We start from the raw sequence: 14,949 nt of genomic DNA, 5'->3' as shown, positions 1-14,949 counted from the left end.
ATGTGCAATCGATTTTTTTAGAAATCATTGTTCATCAGTTTTTTAAAAATTAGAAAAGTTTTATTAAGGGCGTTATTTAAAAATACAAATAGCTCTTATTATTTCAAAGAAATAATTTTTCCATATCTCTTTATTTTTGGAATTCTTCATTTTTATACCCCCATTTAATGAAGAAGTTTTTTATTGTGTTTCATTACACTTTTTATTTTAAGAAACTTCTGTTAAAATGTCTCCAACCAGTTTTTTTAAAAAAATCCAACCACTTGAAAGGGTACATTTTATGAACCGTAATCCCAAATATCAGGAGATCATAAATTATATTAAACAGAAAATATCTAACGGTGAATTCCCTATTGGAAGTAAAATTCCAAGCCAACGCCAATTAGCTGAATTGTTTAATGTGAATCGTAGCACTGTTATTATAGCGTTGGAAGAGTTGGCAGCCGATGGATTAATTGAGGGAAGGATGGGGAAAGCTAATTTTGTAATAAACAATACATGGACTTTATTGACTTCAACTTCCGCACCAGATTGGAACCACCATGTGAAGTCCGGATCCTATAAACCAAGTATTAATAAGGTCCAAGAGATTAATACTTTAGAATCAAATAACAATCTAATTCAATTAAGTAAAGGTGAGCTTTCTCCAGAGATGTTTCCAATAGATGAAATGAAACAAGTTATAGGGCGAGTTACTGAAAGTATGAATGCTTTTGGTTATGAAGAACCAAAGGGATACCTACCTTTACGTCAAGCATTAAGTAAATCACTTGTGAAAAATGGAATTAATGCAAATCCTTCCTCTATTTTAATTGTTTCAGGAGCATTGCAGGCTCTACAATTAATTTCAGTTGGTCTCTTAAAGAAAGGTGGGAATGTTTTACTTGAAAAGCCTTCTTATCTTTATTCTTTACATGTTTTTCAATCTTCAGGCATAAATTTAAAAGGAATACCTTTAGATGAACAAGGTTTAACACCTAGTGCAATTAATAAATCAATGAAAAAAATAGATAGAGCAATATTATATACAATACCATGCTTTCAGAATCCAACCGGAGTTTTAATGACAGAAAAGCGGCGTAAAGAGATCTTGCGAACATGTGAAAAATATCAATTGCCTATAATTGAAGATGATATCTATAGAGATTTATGGATTGAAGAGCCACCACCTTTACCTTTAAAATCATACGATCGAAATGGTCATGTATTATATCTTAGCAGTATGTCTAAAACTTTAACACCAGGTTTAAGAATAGGCTGGATTGTTGGACCAGATTCAGTAATTGAAAGATTATCTGATATAAAGATGCAAGTTGATTATGGATCAAGTTCGTTATCTCAAAGAGTTGCTACTGAGTGGCTAACAAGTGGGTTGTATAACAAGCATTTAATGTTTGTTAGGAATCAATTGAAAATTCGAAGGGAACTAGTTATTAAAGCATTAAAAACATATTTAAGTCAAATTACCACCTGGATAATACCTAAAGGCGGGTTATTTATTTGGGTCAGAATAAATTCTAAAGTATCAATAAGAGCGATTTGTTCAGAAGCGTTATCAAAAGGTATTCTTCTTAACCCAGGAAATATTTATGCACAAGATTCCGGAAAATATTTAAGATTATCATATGCTTATGTCTCCTTGGAAGAACTGGAGTTCAGTATTTACCAAATTGGACATATTATAAAGAAACTCTCTAAATAATTGAATGTAATACATATCTATTTCCTTCGAATACGAACTCTAGAGAGGGGCTTTCCGTTGGTGTAATAGGCTTAGGATATGTTGGTTTGCCATTAGCTTTAGAATTAGCATATGCTGGATTTTCAGTATATGGAATAGATACGGATGTAAAAAAGATTAATAAACTATATAAAGAACAGTCTTATATTCAAGATATTCCTTCCAACAAAATTAAGGAGAGTATTGTTGATAAAAAATTCTTTCTGACTAACGATCTTATACAGAAACTAAATGCAATTATTATTTGTGTTCCTACCCCCTTAACTGAAAATAATGAACCAGATATCACATATATAACATCAGCTATTTATTATATAAAAAAATTCATGCAAGAAAATTTATTAATAGTATTAGAAAGTACTACATATTCAGGAACTACTGAAGATATCATTCAAAAAGGAATTGAAGAGTTGGGTTATGTGGTAGGGGAGAATTGTTTTTTGTGTTACTCTCCCGAACGAGTAGATCCAGGCAATTTGAAATACAATACTAAAAATACGCTAAAAATTTTAGGCGGGACCACAAAAAGATGTGAAACTTTAGGAATGTTGTTGTATGAATCATTTTTAGATGAGGTCATTCCAGTATCGTCACCAAAAATTTCAGAAATGAGCAAGTTGATAGAGAATACATTTAGAAGCGTTAATATAGCTTTTATTAATGAAATGTCTATTTTAGCTGAAAAGCTAAAAATAGACATATGGGAGACAATTGAAGCGGCAGCAACTAAACCTTTCGGGTTTATGAAGTTTTTGCCCGGACCGGGGATAGGAGGACATTGTATCCCTTTAGATCCTATGTATCTGTCATGGAAAGCAAAAATTTATAGATCTGGCTTATGAAACAAGTAAAAAAATGCCGAAATATATTCATGACAATATTAGTAAAGCTCTCATTGAATATGGGAAGATAATAAAGGGATCTAAAATATTACTTTTGGGGATCGCATATAAGGCTGATATAAATGATTTAGGGGAGTCACCAGGGATAGAGTTGTATGAATTATTAAAAAAAAGTGGGGCATTGATAGATTTTAATGATCCTCATGTAATTGAGTTTGAGGATAAGGAAGGATATTAATATCCAAACCTCTTAACTATGATCTGTTTAATTACTATGATTGTGTTGTATTAATAACTGATCATAGCGAATATAATCGTGAATTGATCTTTCAAAACACTAAAACTCATAGTAGATACGAGAAACTTTTTTAAAAATTACAGAAGTAAGAAAATATTTAAGTTTGGATCTGTATTCCATGAAATAAAAGAAAAAACAAAGCAATGAAGATACTCTCATTACTTTGTTCTAGTAATTAGTGTCGTTGTAAAAACTCCAATCGGTTACCGAATGGATCGTTTACATAAAATCGTGTTGCCCCCTCTAAAGGTTCATCTTCTTTTATTTTAATATTGTTTTCTATTAACCTTTGTTTTAGTTTATTTATATCTTTTATGCTGAAGGCTGGATGTGCTTTGATTGCTGGGATAAAGTTTTCCTGAATACCAATATGAAGTTCATGGGTGCCGCATTGAAACCAAACCCCTCCGCGTTTTCTGAGATTTTCTGGTTTGGGTATTTCCTCCATTCCTAGAATTTTCGAAAAAAAATCTCTGCACTCATCTTCACTACCTTTAGGGGCGGCAATTTGAACATGATCAATTCCAACAAACATATAATTCTTCCTCCTTACCATTTGATTTCCTTTTTAATATAAATTTATCATGTTTTTTGAATTTATAAAAAATTTACAAACATACCAATGTGAGTTGGGATTTTCAAGAATCATTTGAAAATTTGGCGGGGAGCATTTTGATTTTAAAGGACATTACTGTATCCTTTGGTCGGGCGGGTGAAGAAAATATCGTATTGGCAGCTTTAAATCTTACTCTGAATGAAGGAGTCGTTCAGGGATAAAAGGGGATGTTTCGAGCGGGAAATCGACTTTAGCAAGAATTATGATTGGAGAAATTGTCCCATTAACAGGTGAAATAGTGATTCCCAGGAAAGATACATCAATAGGTTTATTAAGCAAAAGACGAAAAAGAAGATTAAGTTTATTAACTTTTAGAAGAAAGGTTAATTATTTTAGTTCCATTGAAAGATTGAAAAATAGCCCTCCTCAAATATTGGTTATCGATGATATTGAAGTTTTGATTTTAACAAGTTATCAGAACTCTTGTATTACAGAAAAGCAAATCGTTTTAAGACAATTCTTCTATCTAATAACTTTTCCATTCTTAAAAAGCACACATCAAATATCGTTTATCTAGAAAACGGTACAATCAATGTCCATTCTATACGTACGGGGGGTTGTAATGTCTAATAACTGCATTTTGTGGTTCTGCCCCCCCGGATGGCCCTTGGTATTGTATTTCCATCGTGTTCATCCAACTTTAAAGCACTATACCAGTATTACACCTAAAGACTTTGAGGAAGGTTTATGCTTGTTATTGAATAATTTTAAAATAATAGACCATTCCGTCATAAGTAAAAGATCTTTTGATTGGAACCCTAAGGAACCATTATTTCGTAGCTTCTACGTTTAACTTTGATAGCAGTTTCTCAATGCCTTTTGCCATAACTACTACCTCTTCTGTAGTCATGTCTTCAAAGAGATTTTCCACAAACCGGTCACCCATCTCTTCTTTTGTAGCCCAAAAATCATATGATTTTTCCGTTAGCTTCAATCTAATGGCCCTCCCATCTTCAGGATCTTTCTCGATAGATAAGAAACCTCTCTCTTGAAGCTTATTAGCAAGCTGCCTAGTATTCTGATGAGAGGTTCCCATCAATCTTGCCACATCACCAAGAGTGGGGTGCCTATCATCAAATTGAAGTATCACAACAGTTAGAAGCCACTGTCTAAGGGTAATGCCATCTTTTGAAAGAAGTTTATCTCCTTCGATTTGTAAATTATTCGCCAATATAAAGAAGCTACCAAAAATATATTTCTGTCTATTCAATAACTCCGTTTCCTCTATATTCACTGTAATCCCATCTTTCTTTACGCTAATATAAGTAATATATTACTTAACTGATAGGTAGTCAATGAAAGGGAATTCACATAATATTCATAAATCTATCAATTTATAATGAGGTGAAGTGGTATCATTTATGTAATATGTTACATAAATGAAAGGGTAGAGGAAAGATGAAGTTTCAAAAAACGTTAACGGTTTTAATACTCATTATTGTTGTTTTTGCTGTGTTCGCAGCTACAATAGGAATCTTTTCAGAAGGAGGGCCTGGAGAATTTGAAATGACCTCCGTTCGTGGAGAGACTGTATTGATTTATGGAAAAGGGATATACAAACATATGTCCTCTGAAGTAGCCATACAAGGCATTGCCCAAGATGGGGTAACTCTATTAGTTGCAGTTCCTTTGTTGCTTTTATCGCTGTTTTTATCTAGGAGAGGTTCCGTAAAGGCTAGACTTATGCTATCGGGTACTCTACTTTATTTTCTACTGACTTATTTATTTTATTTAGTAATGGCGATGTACAATCAATTGTTTTTAGTTTATATTATCCTGCTGACAGCTAGCTTTTTTTCCTTTGTCCTGTCCATATTATCCCATGACTGGAATTTAGGAAAAAGCATTTTTAGAAATCAGCTCTCTGTAAAACTAATCGGAGGGTTCCTTATATTTAATGCCATCCTCATTGGGGGCATGTGGCTTTCCATAATCGTTTATCCACTAATAAATGGAAAATATCCAGAGACACTTGAACACTACACGACATTACCGGTACAAGGATTAGATTTAGCATTGTTTCTACCTCTAAGCTTTTTATCTGGTTTGTTTGTAATACAAAAGAAACCAGTTGGCTATATAGGATCTGCTATCTACCTCGTTTTCTTATCTTTAATAATGATTGCTCTTTTATCAAAAATTCTGTTTGCGATTTTTGTTAATGGAGCAGATGGGATTCCTGCAATTATCATCATACCCGTTATAAATCTAGTGACAATTATCCTAGCGGTTTATACCATAAAAAGTGTGAAGGAGGAAAATATATGAAAACGCTAGTTGTATTTTGTTCAAACCACGGAACAACGGAGAAGGCTGTAAAACATTTAGTCAGCCAACTCCCTGGAGAAATAAAGTCGATAGATTTAAAAAGAGAGAAAATTAAAGTTGATATAAATGAGTTTGAGTATGTATTGATTGGTGGTTCCATTCATGCAGGTCAAATTCAAGGGAAGTTGAGAAGCTTTATGAAAAATAATATGGAGATCCTTCTTCATAAAAAACTAGGTTTGTTTCTTTGCTGTATGCAAGAAGGGGAGACGGCCCAGAAGCAATTTGAGCAAGCTTTTCCAAAAGAACTACGAAAGAAAGCCATTGTGCATGGATTATTTGGTGGAGAGTTCCTTGTTACTAAAATGAATTTCATTGAAAAAGCAATCGTAAAAAAGGTTAGCGGTGTTGTGACAGATACATCAGCCCTAAATACAAAGGCAATTAAGGAGTTTGTGAATCAGTTGGAAAATCATATGGACGTTGTACATTAGGGCTATCTCAGCCCTTTTTTAATATGAAAGTATAAAATTTCTGTCTAGTTTCAACGATGAGCGTTTACAGCACGAGTAAGCTTCGAATTATCTTGACGGATACACTTCATAAGATGCTAGTAGAGAAAGAGACAGTGATGACCAAGACATTTGTGCTTTTCATTGTCTAGCAAATCAATGCTATAAACTTCCTTCAGCGGTCTAAGATATTTTCTTTTGAAAAATTTATGTGGGTTTTTGATCACAATAAATGTAACGTATTTTTTTATAAGATAAAATAGATATAGAAGGTGAGAAAACTATGATACCAGTGTCATTTGGTTACAAGAGATGGGTAAAAAACGTTTCTGTTAAATAAGAATGGAGGGTTTTTCAATGAATAAAAAATACCCAATCGGACAATTCGATTGTCCCCAAGAAGTACAGGAAACAGATATTCAAATGTGGGTGAAAGAAATTAGAACATTACCTCATCGTTTAAAAAGACTAACTGAATCACTTAGTGAAGCTGAATTATCCAAAATGTATAGAGAAAACAGTTGGAATGTGTTTCAACTGATTCATCATATTGTTGATAGCCATTTAAATGGTTATATGCGCATGAAGTTAGCTTTGACTGAAGAAAATCCAATTGTGAAAACGTATGAGGAAAGTGAATGGGCAAAGTTAAAAGATTATGAATCACCTATTAAAAATTCATTGCAATTATTGGAAAACTTACATAAACGTTGGGCATATTTAATTGAGAATTTAACAACGACTCAATTACAGCGAACATACCAGTATCCTGATGGAGAGAAGATGCGGCTTGATCAAAGTATTGCACTTTATGCATGGCATGGTAATCATCATTTGGCGCATATTGAGCAAGCGTTACAGTAGAAGGAATTGTAATTTAAATTTATCGTAGGTATTATTAACTTAGCGGAAATACATAAAAGTAACCAATAACTATGCCCAATAGATTGAGAGAACAGGGCTTGTTTTTCAATCTATGGGCTAGTTATTTGGGAATGAGAACATTCATTGATTATTCCTTGACTGAATGATCAACACTGTTACTGTCCTTATCATAACGAGAATGATTCACCATCATCAGGTACTGCTACACGAGATGACATTCCTTGTTCCTTCATAAAGTCTTTCAATTCTTTTCTAGACAATCCCCAATGATTTACGGCTTCCATATGGACAACAATGATTTGAGCGTTTGGGGCAGCTTTATACGTTTTATAAATATCTTCTTTACCCATCATGAGAGAACCACCTTCGTAGAATTGATTATCTCCGCCGTTTACGACAATAATTTCTGGTTGATGTGTATCAAGCTCTTCTTGAATCGCATCATACCAAACCGTATCTCCAGCTATATACAGCGTTTTTTCATTCTGATGTTTGAACACAACTCCACAGACTAAACCAACAAGTTTTAATATTTCTCCTCTACCGTGTTCTCCTTTTGTTTTCGTTAATTGGATACCTTCAAAAGTCGTTTCTTTTGTTAGAACTTCGACATTTTGAAAACCGGCATTTCTGACTTCTTTAGCATCTTCTTCATTTTGTACAAACATTTTAATTTCTTTTGGTAAAATGTCTTTGGCAACATCATCAAAGTGGTCTAAATGCAAATGAGTGACAATAATGGCGTCTATATCCTTAATCAAATTGTCAATTGATGTAGGAAGACTTACTAAAGGGTTATTTTGATCCTGTCTTGGGGAATTTGGGAAAGGAGGATAAGTACCTCTTTCTGCTAACATTGGATCTATTAAAAACTTCTTACCTGCATATTTGACAACTAGTGTAGCATTACGAATCTGTTGAATATTCATTTTTCAAGTCTCCTTTTCTTTGAATTACGTTTAGTTTATACTATGGTCAATTAACAGATACATAGATAAAATCAAGTGTTTTTACTGTTTGCCTTGATTTTTGAAAGAGTTTATTTTATTTTGTGATGGTGGAAGCCATTTCCTGTCACGAAAGTACTTTTAGATTCGTTTTGAAAGGATATGATTTTATGTTGGATCACACAGACATGCGAATATTAGAAGAGTTATCTGAAAATAGTCGTATTACGATGAAACAATTAGGAGATAAAGTCCATTTAACAGGGCAAGCAGCTGCAGCTAGAGTTACTAAATTAGAAGATAACGGAGTAATTGAGGGCTATACCATTAAAGCCAACCAAGTTAAATTAGGATATTTTGTTCATGCTTTTATTAATATTTATACAAAAAACACTCATCACCAACCGTATCTCTCATTTATTAAAATGCAAGAGAAATATGTAATCAATAACTATAAAATTAGTGGGGATGGATGTTATCTTCTAGAGTGTAAATTCCCTTCAAACGAATTGTTAAATCAGTTTTTGCAAAGTTTAAACAAGCATGCAAATTATAAATTGACGATTGTTATTAATAAATAGTGTTACATTCACACTTTCTTGTATGAAAGGCCGTTCATTCAATCCACAAACAATGTTAAAAAAGTTTTTGAATGAGACGGAGAGTTTTTATGGAAGAAAATGCGCTCTAGCATTAGTACTTAAAACTGAAAGGCATACTAAGAAATAAAGTAACAAGCCAGGCTGAAAGGAAAACCATCAGCCTTGTTTTTAGATAATATTGTAGCCTAAACTATAACTGTAAACATCTTACAATCTCATCTTCTGTTTGTTCAATTTCGTGAAAACCTAAAGACTCATATAATTTGGCTGCAACATCATTGTTTGGTCTATGACCAATCATTATTTTTTTGTAATGATGCCTTTTAACAATCAAATCTATCAATTGCTTAACGGCTTCTTTTCCATATCCCTTTCCCTGATATTTTTCGTCTATCATGACTGTAGTAATCCATGGTGCATGAATATCAGGGTCAATACCATATGCAACGACACCAACAATTAAATTTTCATAATATACAGCAAGTAACTCAAGTTCGTTATTATACTCATACTTAGAACTTGCCATCCAATATACAACAGAGACTGGAAATATCTTTTTTTGTTCTTCACTTACTGAAAGTTCTGTACACTCATACCAATTAGTGGCATTAATTTCTTTCAAAGAAATACCCATTTCTTTTCCACCTTTCATTATGATGTTGATGATCAAGAAAAGGTGGAATATGCTTGTCAGTTTCGGTAACTAAGCAGTAAACCACCCATTAAGCATTTTTTTCATTTCGCCTCAACCCCTTTTTATGTAATGAATGGTCATAGCTTATAATATGCTAATGACAACCTTCTCGATTTTACCATTTATTACTATAGACTTACAATAAATATTAAAAGAAGCCCATAAGTTGATTTTAAGGCTTCCTTTATATTTCGCTATTTACTTCTTCGAGTAAGAGAAGTATGTGGTTTGAGTAAGTCCAGTATGAATTCCTTACTGTAAGTCCTGTTTCAACACCCGCAATCATCAGATATGTTGTTTGCTTTTGAAACAGGAAAATTCATTTGTTGCCAGGCTGCAATACCTCCAGTCAACTCTTTCACTTTATAACCTTGTTCCAATAAAAATTTTGCAACTTTTGCAGCAGTATTACACCAGACATCCCAACAATAGACAATAATTTCTTTGTCTTTTGGTATTTCATTTATACGTTCTGGTAACTCTTGTTCAGGAATAATATTAGCATCTTCAATAGTTAAACTTCTGACATGAGTTGGACCATTTCTAACATCAATTAAGAAATATTTATATGGTTCTATTTGCTTAGACTTCAAATAATCCATAGGGCTTATTGTTGCTTCTAGACGCGCATTAAAATAATCAAGTGCGTTCATATTTATAACCTCCTGTTTTCTATAGCGATCTCCAAACTTTAACAAGAAACTCTTTAAGCAATCGTCTTTCTTGCTGGGTTAAAGGAGCTAAAACTTCTGATTCTGTATTGATTAAAAATTCCCAACGTGAATCCAGCACTTCATGACCTTTTTCAGTCATCACAAGGCTATAGGATCTTCTATCATTAGGATTCTTTGTTCTTTCGACAAACCCCAACTTTTCCAAATGGTCAATATGGCTCACCATCGTTGTTCGATCGATTTTTAGGTTTTCAGAAATATCTTTTTGTGATGAGTAAGGATTTTCCTGAATAAATAAAAGTACTCCATATTGTCTTGCGTTAATATGAAAGGGGATCAGTCCTTCAGCAAACTTATTTTCCATCCGTTGCAGAACCTTTCCAAGCATAAAACCATAAGACTGATTCCATTTATTCAATTTAATATTCACCACCTATGATAATAAGTATTTTATATAATCAGTGTAACTGATTGTTTTTTGGATTACAAGCAATGAAATATGTATAGGTAACAGTTGTGGGTTTGCTTACAGAGAATGGAGGGCCACAATTCGGTTTGAACTAGATGGCAAATGAAGTTAAACGATATTTTTTGTCAAATACTTGTTAACTCTAAGAAACTGGGCATGGTGAAATAACAATGGGAACTTCAGTCACAGTGAGTTCCCATCATTTACTTATCATTCTATTTAAGATTTAAGCGGTTTCCCAGATACGATATGCCAATGTAAATGTTTAGAGTCTTGATAAGTCCCCAGGTTTGTTATCACCCTGCAGGTGCCTTTTTCTTTCGTTACCATTGAAGCCACCTCTTTCACTACGCCTAGAAGTTCAAGCAGTAAATCGTTATCGTCTTCTTCTAGTGTAATGAGTGAAGGTATATGTTTTTTTGGTATAGCAACAATATGGACTGGATAAAAAGGCTTTGTATGATAATAAGCTAGTACATGGTCTGTTTCTAATACTTTATTTACTTTTGTCTTTCCACTTAATACTTCTTCGCAGTAAAAATCTTCGGTCATGTTAGCATTTCTTTTAAAAACCTTGTCATAAAAGCTGATAATCCATAAAAAAAGCTGGCAACAAAATAAACTGCAACCATACTTCCAAGTATCATCCCACCACTATTCGTTGCATTAATAAATCCCCACCATGATTCACTTTGATCAAGGCTACTCGAAGGTGGGCTGTTGGGGTATCTTCAAAAGAAAGCTTATAAGGAAGCAGCTAAACTATTACAAACGCCGTTGCATTAGCTGGAACCATTATATATTATGGAGGTAAGTGTACATGGCAACATCCCTTTTAGTTGAAAAAGGGGGGGTGGATAAAAAATGAAGTTTGATAAACTTTTATATTCAATGGTTCATATTATAATGCCGTTCACTTTACTTATTGCATTTTTTCTTTGGGGGCATTTCTATTTATCAAAGCCTGTTTGGGAAAATGTAACTGATAATTTGTCTATTGTAGCTATTTACTACATGTTGGTAAGCTTTTTCTGGCTAATTAATATTAAAAATATTCGAAACGTAAGTCAGGAAATCGAAAAGAAAAACAGTATCATATGAGTATATATACCCACATCTTCTCAGTCAAGTGAGAAAATAGCGGGTTTTTTATTTGCTAGAAGACAAGACTCCCTTGTCTTCTATTGTTATATGATTCGAGCATAGCAGATAGAATACAGTATTGATTATATGAGGGAGTGATGGAACCATGCAGAAATTAAAGGAGTTAGGGGTTGAGCTCCAATCCTTAAAAGTAGAGCTATTAAAACCTAATTATTCAAATGTAGTAAAAAATGCTTAAATCGATGTGATCACTGCTATTAATGACATCATTCATTATATTTAACTTGTCAATGATTCTCTGTATCTCTTCCATTTCCTCGATATACTTTTGTTTTTTATAATAGATTCGTTTTTTTAATTCATCTTTCGGATTTTTTAAAATATCGTCGATTTCTTTTAAAGAAAGGCCTAAGAACTTTAATGACTGGATTTTTTTGAGTTTATCTAAGTCGCATATACGGTAGAGTCGGATGCTGTTTTCTCCGTAGTCACTCAGTAACCCTATTTTCATAGTACTTTAATGTCCGAATTGTAACACCAGCACGTTTTGCCATCTGACCAATGGTTAAATATTTTTCCATTTTTATTATTTCCTCCTTTTTTGTTTAAGGAATGGCATGTATAGTGTCCATTATAAAGGGGTAACGCGAGGTTAGATGAAAGAAGAAATTTCGGTTTTTAAAGGAATTTTTAAATATAAAAGAGAACTTTTACTATCGTGAGTAAAAAGGAGGAGAGATAGACGAATGAATCCAATTGATCTTATTGTGTTGAATTTTGAAGAGGTGAGACGCCGAAGTGTGAAGCTTTGGGCAGGTATTCCTCAAGAAAAGTTGGACTGGAGCCCCTGATTCAAATGTAATGTCATGTAAAGAAATGATAAGACATGTCCTTGAAGGAGAATATCTTTACCATCAAGTGTTAAAACAACATGTAGATGCAGCTTTTGAGAAGCTGGCTAATTCTCATGAATCAAAAATATTTATAACAGTGACTGAAGAGCTAGAATTTGCACAACCTTTTCGAAATCAATTGCTAGATTTTGTCAAATTTTTGAGTGTTCATGATTTAACAGCTATTCATATAGATCGGTCTGAGGTTGGGTATATTCGCAAACTTGGGGATATGTTGTTAAGAATTACATATCATGAATCAGTCCATACCGGTCAACTTTTTGATGATTTAAGAACGGTTAAAATTGATCGGCCTTTCATTTGAGATTAAGAGGAGGATTTCAGATGGCATCTCCTGAATTACAGTTTTACGAATACAACACCTGGGCAAATCACCAAGTGTTTAACCGGTTAAAAGAGCTTCCAACGAAAGTTTATCAGCAAGAGATTCAAAGTGTATTTCCAACGATTGCTCATGTGTTGGCACATGTTTATCTTTCTGATCATAGTTGGCTTGAAGTTTTTTCTGGAAAAAGTTTGAAAGATGCCTTGAAGTTTGCTGAACAACAAATCGAACAAACAGCTTCAAAACAACTAGCAGAAATGGAAACCATGTTTGAGCAGTTATCAAACCGATACACATCGTTCCTTAAGCAAGCAGAAAACGTGAATAAGCCGCTGGCGATTGAAAACCCTTCTGGTGAATTCATAAAATATAGTATCTCTGAACTACTGATCCATGTGGTCAATCATGGAACATATCACCGAGGAAATATAACAGCTATGTTGAGGCAAATAGGATACGCTTCTGTCCCGACAGATTATGGGCTTTATTTATATTTAAACATGGGAGGACAACGATGATTGGCATATTAGCAGGAATGGGACCGAAGTCGACTGGCCCATTTGTAGATAAAGTTGTAGACGAATGTCAAAAAATTTATGGTGCTACATATGATCTGGATTTTCCGCACATGATGATTTATTCATGTCCAACCCCTTTCTACATTGATCAACCAATAGATCACACAGAGATGGAACGAGCTATTATAAACGGTGCTCGCAAACTTGAAAAGACAGGTGTTGATTTTATTGCCATACCTTGTACTACTGCACATATTTATTTTAAACCACTAAAAAATGCAGTTACTGTGCCTTTATTAAACATGATTGATGAAACCATGAAAATAATCCCTAAAGAATCCAAGAAAATAACGTTATTAGCTACTCAGTTGACAATTGAATCTAGGGTATATCAAGAGGCTTTTTTAAAGAATGGATTCGACTATATTCATAAAGACAGTTGGCAAGCTCTTGTAAATCAAATGATTTTAAACATTAAAAGTGGTCATGTGAATGATTCCTTGTCATTGTGGAACAAGCTATCTGAAGAACTAGCCAAAGAAGTTGATGCGGCTGTTATTGCATGTACAGATTTAAATGTAGTGACTGATAAGCAGGCGGAAAATCTATGCCTGATTGATTCTTCAGCTAGTCTGGCTAAAGCCATTGTACATCAGTATGTATCAATCAAGGCATAACGGTGAATGGGAGGAAAAAGTGTGAAACATATGGGTACAGAAGAAGCGATGAAAAGGTGGGACCGATTTGCTGATACATATTCGCAGAACCATACCGAACATGGGGACACTCATAAAGAAGTTTTTTTAAACCCTGCGATATTTTCTTTCATTGAAACAATAACCAACCAAAATGTGTTAGATGCAGGGTGTGGTGAAGGGTATTTAAGTAGAATGTTAGCAAAGTCTGGAGCTCATGTAACGGCTGTAGATTATTCAGCCCGAATGATCGAGATAGCTAAAAAAAGAACACCGCAAGATTTACAAATTCATTATCAGCAAGGGAATTGTGAAGACTTGCACTTTTTAGAGGATCATAGCTTTGATTTGATCATCGCGAATATGGTGATTCATGACCTGGCCAATTATGAAAAAGCATTTCGAGAAATGTACAGGTTATTAAGAGATCAAGGCACATTTATTTTTACCATTTTACACCCCTGTTTTGTAACTCCTGAAAGTGGTTGGGAGAAAACAGAAGAGGGCAAAAAATTGCATTGGAATGTCGATCAATATTTCTATGAAGGGGCATATGAACAAAGGTTAGGTGATCAGGAAAAAATGTTGTTTTTTCATAGAACCTTAACAAGTTATATCAACACCCTCATGAAAACAGGTTTTCGTTTAGAAGGCATCATTGAACCAAAGCCAACAGAAGAGCTGCTAAAACAATATCCTTCATTTGAAGAAGACTTTAGATGTCCCGATTTTATCGTTTTTAAAGTGAAAAAGAGCTGATGAGACAATGAGCCTGAGAGATGTCGGGCTCTTTTTTTAATGTCTAAAATTAAGATCAACATCATATAGTTTAAGGGTCTAAACTA

At 33.8% G+C, this 14,949-nt stretch carries 18 protein-coding genes and 2 pseudogenes; 11 read left to right on the top strand and 9 right to left on the bottom strand.

The features are described from left to right. Window positions 1-280 precede the first annotated feature (280 nt). Together PDT38_RS17035 and PDT38_RS19530 are read left to right on the top strand one after the other, a co-directional pair. Window positions 281-1,702: an aminotransferase-like domain-containing protein gene (locus PDT38_RS17035; RefSeq protein ID WP_270803280.1), complete on the top strand. Its 1,422-nt coding sequence runs from the start codon at window positions 281-283 to the stop codon at window positions 1,700-1,702. Beyond that, window positions 1,702-3,028: pseudogene (locus PDT38_RS19530) on the top strand (nucleotide sugar dehydrogenase). The gene PDT38_RS17035 and the pseudogene PDT38_RS19530 overlap by 1 nt, the downstream one beginning before the upstream one ends. A 28-nt stretch (window positions 3,029-3,056) precedes the next feature. Here the strand turns inward: PDT38_RS19530 and PDT38_RS17025 are convergent. Then, window positions 3,057-3,416, bottom strand: coding sequence for a VOC family protein (locus PDT38_RS17025; RefSeq protein ID WP_270803279.1), 360 nt, complete (start codon window positions 3,414-3,416; stop codon window positions 3,057-3,059). A gap of 850 nt (window positions 3,417-4,266) precedes the next feature. Then, entirely contained in the window at window positions 4,267-4,731 is a 465-nt protein-coding gene (locus PDT38_RS17020) for a MarR family winged helix-turn-helix transcriptional regulator (protein WP_270803278.1), read from the bottom strand. A gap of 164 nt (window positions 4,732-4,895) precedes the next feature. Here PDT38_RS17020 and PDT38_RS17015 point away from each other — a divergent pair, with 164 nt between their 5' ends. From PDT38_RS17015 to PDT38_RS17005, 3 genes are all read left to right on the top strand, one after another. Continuing rightward, a complete protein-coding gene (locus PDT38_RS17015) occupies window positions 4,896-5,765 on the top strand; it encodes a hypothetical protein (RefSeq protein WP_270803277.1) in 870 nt (289 codons plus the stop codon). Further along, entirely contained in the window at window positions 5,762-6,259 is a 498-nt protein-coding gene (locus PDT38_RS17010) for a flavodoxin domain-containing protein (protein WP_270803275.1), read from the top strand. Before PDT38_RS17015 ends, PDT38_RS17010 begins: the two co-directional genes overlap by 4 nt. 375 nt (window positions 6,260-6,634) lie before the next feature. Continuing rightward, window positions 6,635-7,141: a YfiT family bacillithiol transferase gene (locus PDT38_RS17005; protein WP_270803273.1), complete on the top strand. Its 507-nt coding sequence runs from the start codon at window positions 6,635-6,637 to the stop codon at window positions 7,139-7,141. A gap of 188 nt (window positions 7,142-7,329) precedes the next feature. On the opposite strand, the gene PDT38_RS17000 is transcribed toward PDT38_RS17005, so the two are convergent. Further along, window positions 7,330-8,091, bottom strand: coding sequence for an MBL fold metallo-hydrolase (locus PDT38_RS17000; RefSeq protein ID WP_270803271.1), 762 nt, complete (start codon window positions 8,089-8,091; stop codon window positions 7,330-7,332). A 188-nt stretch (window positions 8,092-8,279) separates the two neighbouring features. On the opposite strand from PDT38_RS17000, the gene PDT38_RS16995 reads away from it, so the two are divergent. Next, complete coding sequence (locus PDT38_RS16995; protein WP_270803269.1) at window positions 8,280-8,690, top strand: Lrp/AsnC family transcriptional regulator; 411 nt, start codon at window positions 8,280-8,282, stop codon at window positions 8,688-8,690. 211 nt (window positions 8,691-8,901) lie between these two features. Here the strand turns inward: PDT38_RS16995 and PDT38_RS16990 are convergent, their stop codons facing one another. The 4 genes from PDT38_RS16990 to PDT38_RS16975 form a co-directional block, all read right to left on the bottom strand. Beyond that, window positions 8,902-9,345, bottom strand: a complete 444-nt coding sequence (locus PDT38_RS16990) for a GNAT family N-acetyltransferase (protein WP_270803268.1) — start codon at window positions 9,343-9,345, stop codon at window positions 8,902-8,904. Window positions 9,346-9,674: 329 nt separating this feature from the next. Further along, complete coding sequence (locus tag PDT38_RS16985; RefSeq protein ID WP_270803267.1) at window positions 9,675-10,058, bottom strand: rhodanese-like domain-containing protein; 384 nt, start codon at window positions 10,056-10,058, stop codon at window positions 9,675-9,677. A gap of 19 nt (window positions 10,059-10,077) precedes the next feature. Continuing rightward, the gene (locus tag PDT38_RS16980) at window positions 10,078-10,497 is read right to left on the bottom strand and encodes a MarR family winged helix-turn-helix transcriptional regulator (RefSeq protein WP_270803266.1); all 420 of its coding nucleotides are present in this window, start codon (window positions 10,495-10,497) and stop codon (window positions 10,078-10,080) included. A 270-nt stretch (window positions 10,498-10,767) separates the two neighbouring features. Next, window positions 10,768-11,100, bottom strand: coding sequence for an HIT domain-containing protein (locus PDT38_RS16975; RefSeq protein ID WP_270803265.1), 333 nt, complete (start codon window positions 11,098-11,100; stop codon window positions 10,768-10,770). Between the two features lie 312 nt (window positions 11,101-11,412). Between PDT38_RS16975 and PDT38_RS16970 the strand changes: the two genes are divergently transcribed. Further along, on the top strand, window positions 11,413-11,649 hold the full coding sequence (locus PDT38_RS16970) for a hypothetical protein (RefSeq protein WP_270803264.1): 237 nt from the start codon (window positions 11,413-11,415) through the stop codon (window positions 11,647-11,649). 217 nt (window positions 11,650-11,866) lie between these two features. Here the strand turns inward: PDT38_RS16970 and PDT38_RS16965 are convergent, their stop codons facing one another. Together PDT38_RS16965 and PDT38_RS19525 are read right to left on the bottom strand one after the other, a co-directional pair. Further along, window positions 11,867-12,163: a MerR family transcriptional regulator gene (locus PDT38_RS16965; protein WP_270803262.1), complete on the bottom strand. Its 297-nt coding sequence runs from the start codon at window positions 12,161-12,163 to the stop codon at window positions 11,867-11,869. Next, complete coding sequence (locus PDT38_RS19525) at window positions 12,141-12,206, bottom strand: hypothetical protein (RefSeq protein WP_394356306.1); 66 nt, start codon at window positions 12,204-12,206, stop codon at window positions 12,141-12,143. The genes PDT38_RS16965 and PDT38_RS19525 overlap by 23 nt, the downstream gene beginning before the upstream one ends. Window positions 12,207-12,398: 192 nt before the next feature. Here PDT38_RS19525 and PDT38_RS16960 point away from each other — a divergent pair. From PDT38_RS16960 to PDT38_RS16945, 4 genes and pseudogenes are all read left to right on the top strand, one after another. Next, a pseudogene (locus tag PDT38_RS16960) lies at window positions 12,399-12,870 on the top strand (DinB family protein). A gap of 20 nt (window positions 12,871-12,890) precedes the next feature. Beyond that, window positions 12,891-13,409: a DinB family protein gene (locus PDT38_RS16955; protein WP_270803260.1), complete on the top strand. Its 519-nt coding sequence runs from the start codon at window positions 12,891-12,893 to the stop codon at window positions 13,407-13,409. After that, the gene (locus PDT38_RS16950) at window positions 13,406-14,086 is read left to right on the top strand and encodes an aspartate/glutamate racemase family protein (protein WP_270803259.1); all 681 of its coding nucleotides are present in this window, start codon (window positions 13,406-13,408) and stop codon (window positions 14,084-14,086) included. Before PDT38_RS16955 ends, PDT38_RS16950 begins: the two co-directional genes overlap by 4 nt. A 30-nt stretch (window positions 14,087-14,116) precedes the next feature. Then, window positions 14,117-14,863 carry a class I SAM-dependent methyltransferase gene (locus PDT38_RS16945; RefSeq protein ID WP_270803382.1) on the top strand — a complete coding sequence of 249 codons (747 nt, stop codon included), beginning with the start codon at window positions 14,117-14,119 and terminating at the stop codon, window positions 14,861-14,863. Window positions 14,864-14,949: the final 86 nt, after the last annotated feature.

Source organism: Bacillus changyiensis, assembly GCF_027706145.1.
Lineage (GTDB): Bacteria > Bacillota > Bacilli > Bacillales > Bacillaceae > Bacillus > Bacillus changyiensis.
The sequence above is the reverse complement of the archived record's forward strand: the minus strand, read 5'-3'. Positions and strand labels throughout refer to the sequence as shown.

Coding starts and splice junctions, on each gene's coding strand:
- PDT38_RS17035 (WP_270803280.1), top strand. CDS start 281: ATGAACCGTAATCCCAAATATCAGGAGATCATAAATTATATTAAACAG.
- PDT38_RS17025 (WP_270803279.1), bottom strand. CDS start 3,416: ATGTTTGTTGGAATTGATCATGTTCAAATTGCCGCCCCTAAAGGTAGT.
- PDT38_RS17015 (WP_270803277.1), top strand. CDS start 4,896: ATGAAGTTTCAAAAAACGTTAACGGTTTTAATACTCATTATTGTTGTT.
- PDT38_RS17010 (WP_270803275.1), top strand. CDS start 5,762: ATGAAAACGCTAGTTGTATTTTGTTCAAACCACGGAACAACGGAGAAG.
- PDT38_RS17005 (WP_270803273.1), top strand. CDS start 6,635: ATGAATAAAAAATACCCAATCGGACAATTCGATTGTCCCCAAGAAGTA.
- PDT38_RS17000 (WP_270803271.1), bottom strand. CDS start 8,091: ATGAATATTCAACAGATTCGTAATGCTACACTAGTTGTCAAATATGCA.
- PDT38_RS16995 (WP_270803269.1), top strand. CDS start 8,280: ATGTTGGATCACACAGACATGCGAATATTAGAAGAGTTATCTGAAAAT.
- PDT38_RS16990 (WP_270803268.1), bottom strand. CDS start 9,345: ATGGGTATTTCTTTGAAAGAAATTAATGCCACTAATTGGTATGAGTGT.
- PDT38_RS16985 (WP_270803267.1), bottom strand. CDS start 10,058: ATGAACGCACTTGATTATTTTAATGCGCGTCTAGAAGCAACAATAAGC.
- PDT38_RS16975 (WP_270803265.1), bottom strand. CDS start 11,100: ATGACCGAAGATTTTTACTGCGAAGAAGTATTAAGTGGAAAGACAAAA.
- PDT38_RS16970 (WP_270803264.1), top strand. CDS start 11,413: ATGAAGTTTGATAAACTTTTATATTCAATGGTTCATATTATAATGCCG.
- PDT38_RS16965 (WP_270803262.1), bottom strand. CDS start 12,163: ATGAAAATAGGGTTACTGAGTGACTACGGAGAAAACAGCATCCGACTC.
- PDT38_RS16955 (WP_270803260.1), top strand. CDS start 12,891: ATGGCATCTCCTGAATTACAGTTTTACGAATACAACACCTGGGCAAAT.
- PDT38_RS16950 (WP_270803259.1), top strand. CDS start 13,406: ATGATTGGCATATTAGCAGGAATGGGACCGAAGTCGACTGGCCCATTT.
- PDT38_RS16945 (WP_270803382.1), top strand. CDS start 14,117: ATGGGTACAGAAGAAGCGATGAAAAGGTGGGACCGATTTGCTGATACA.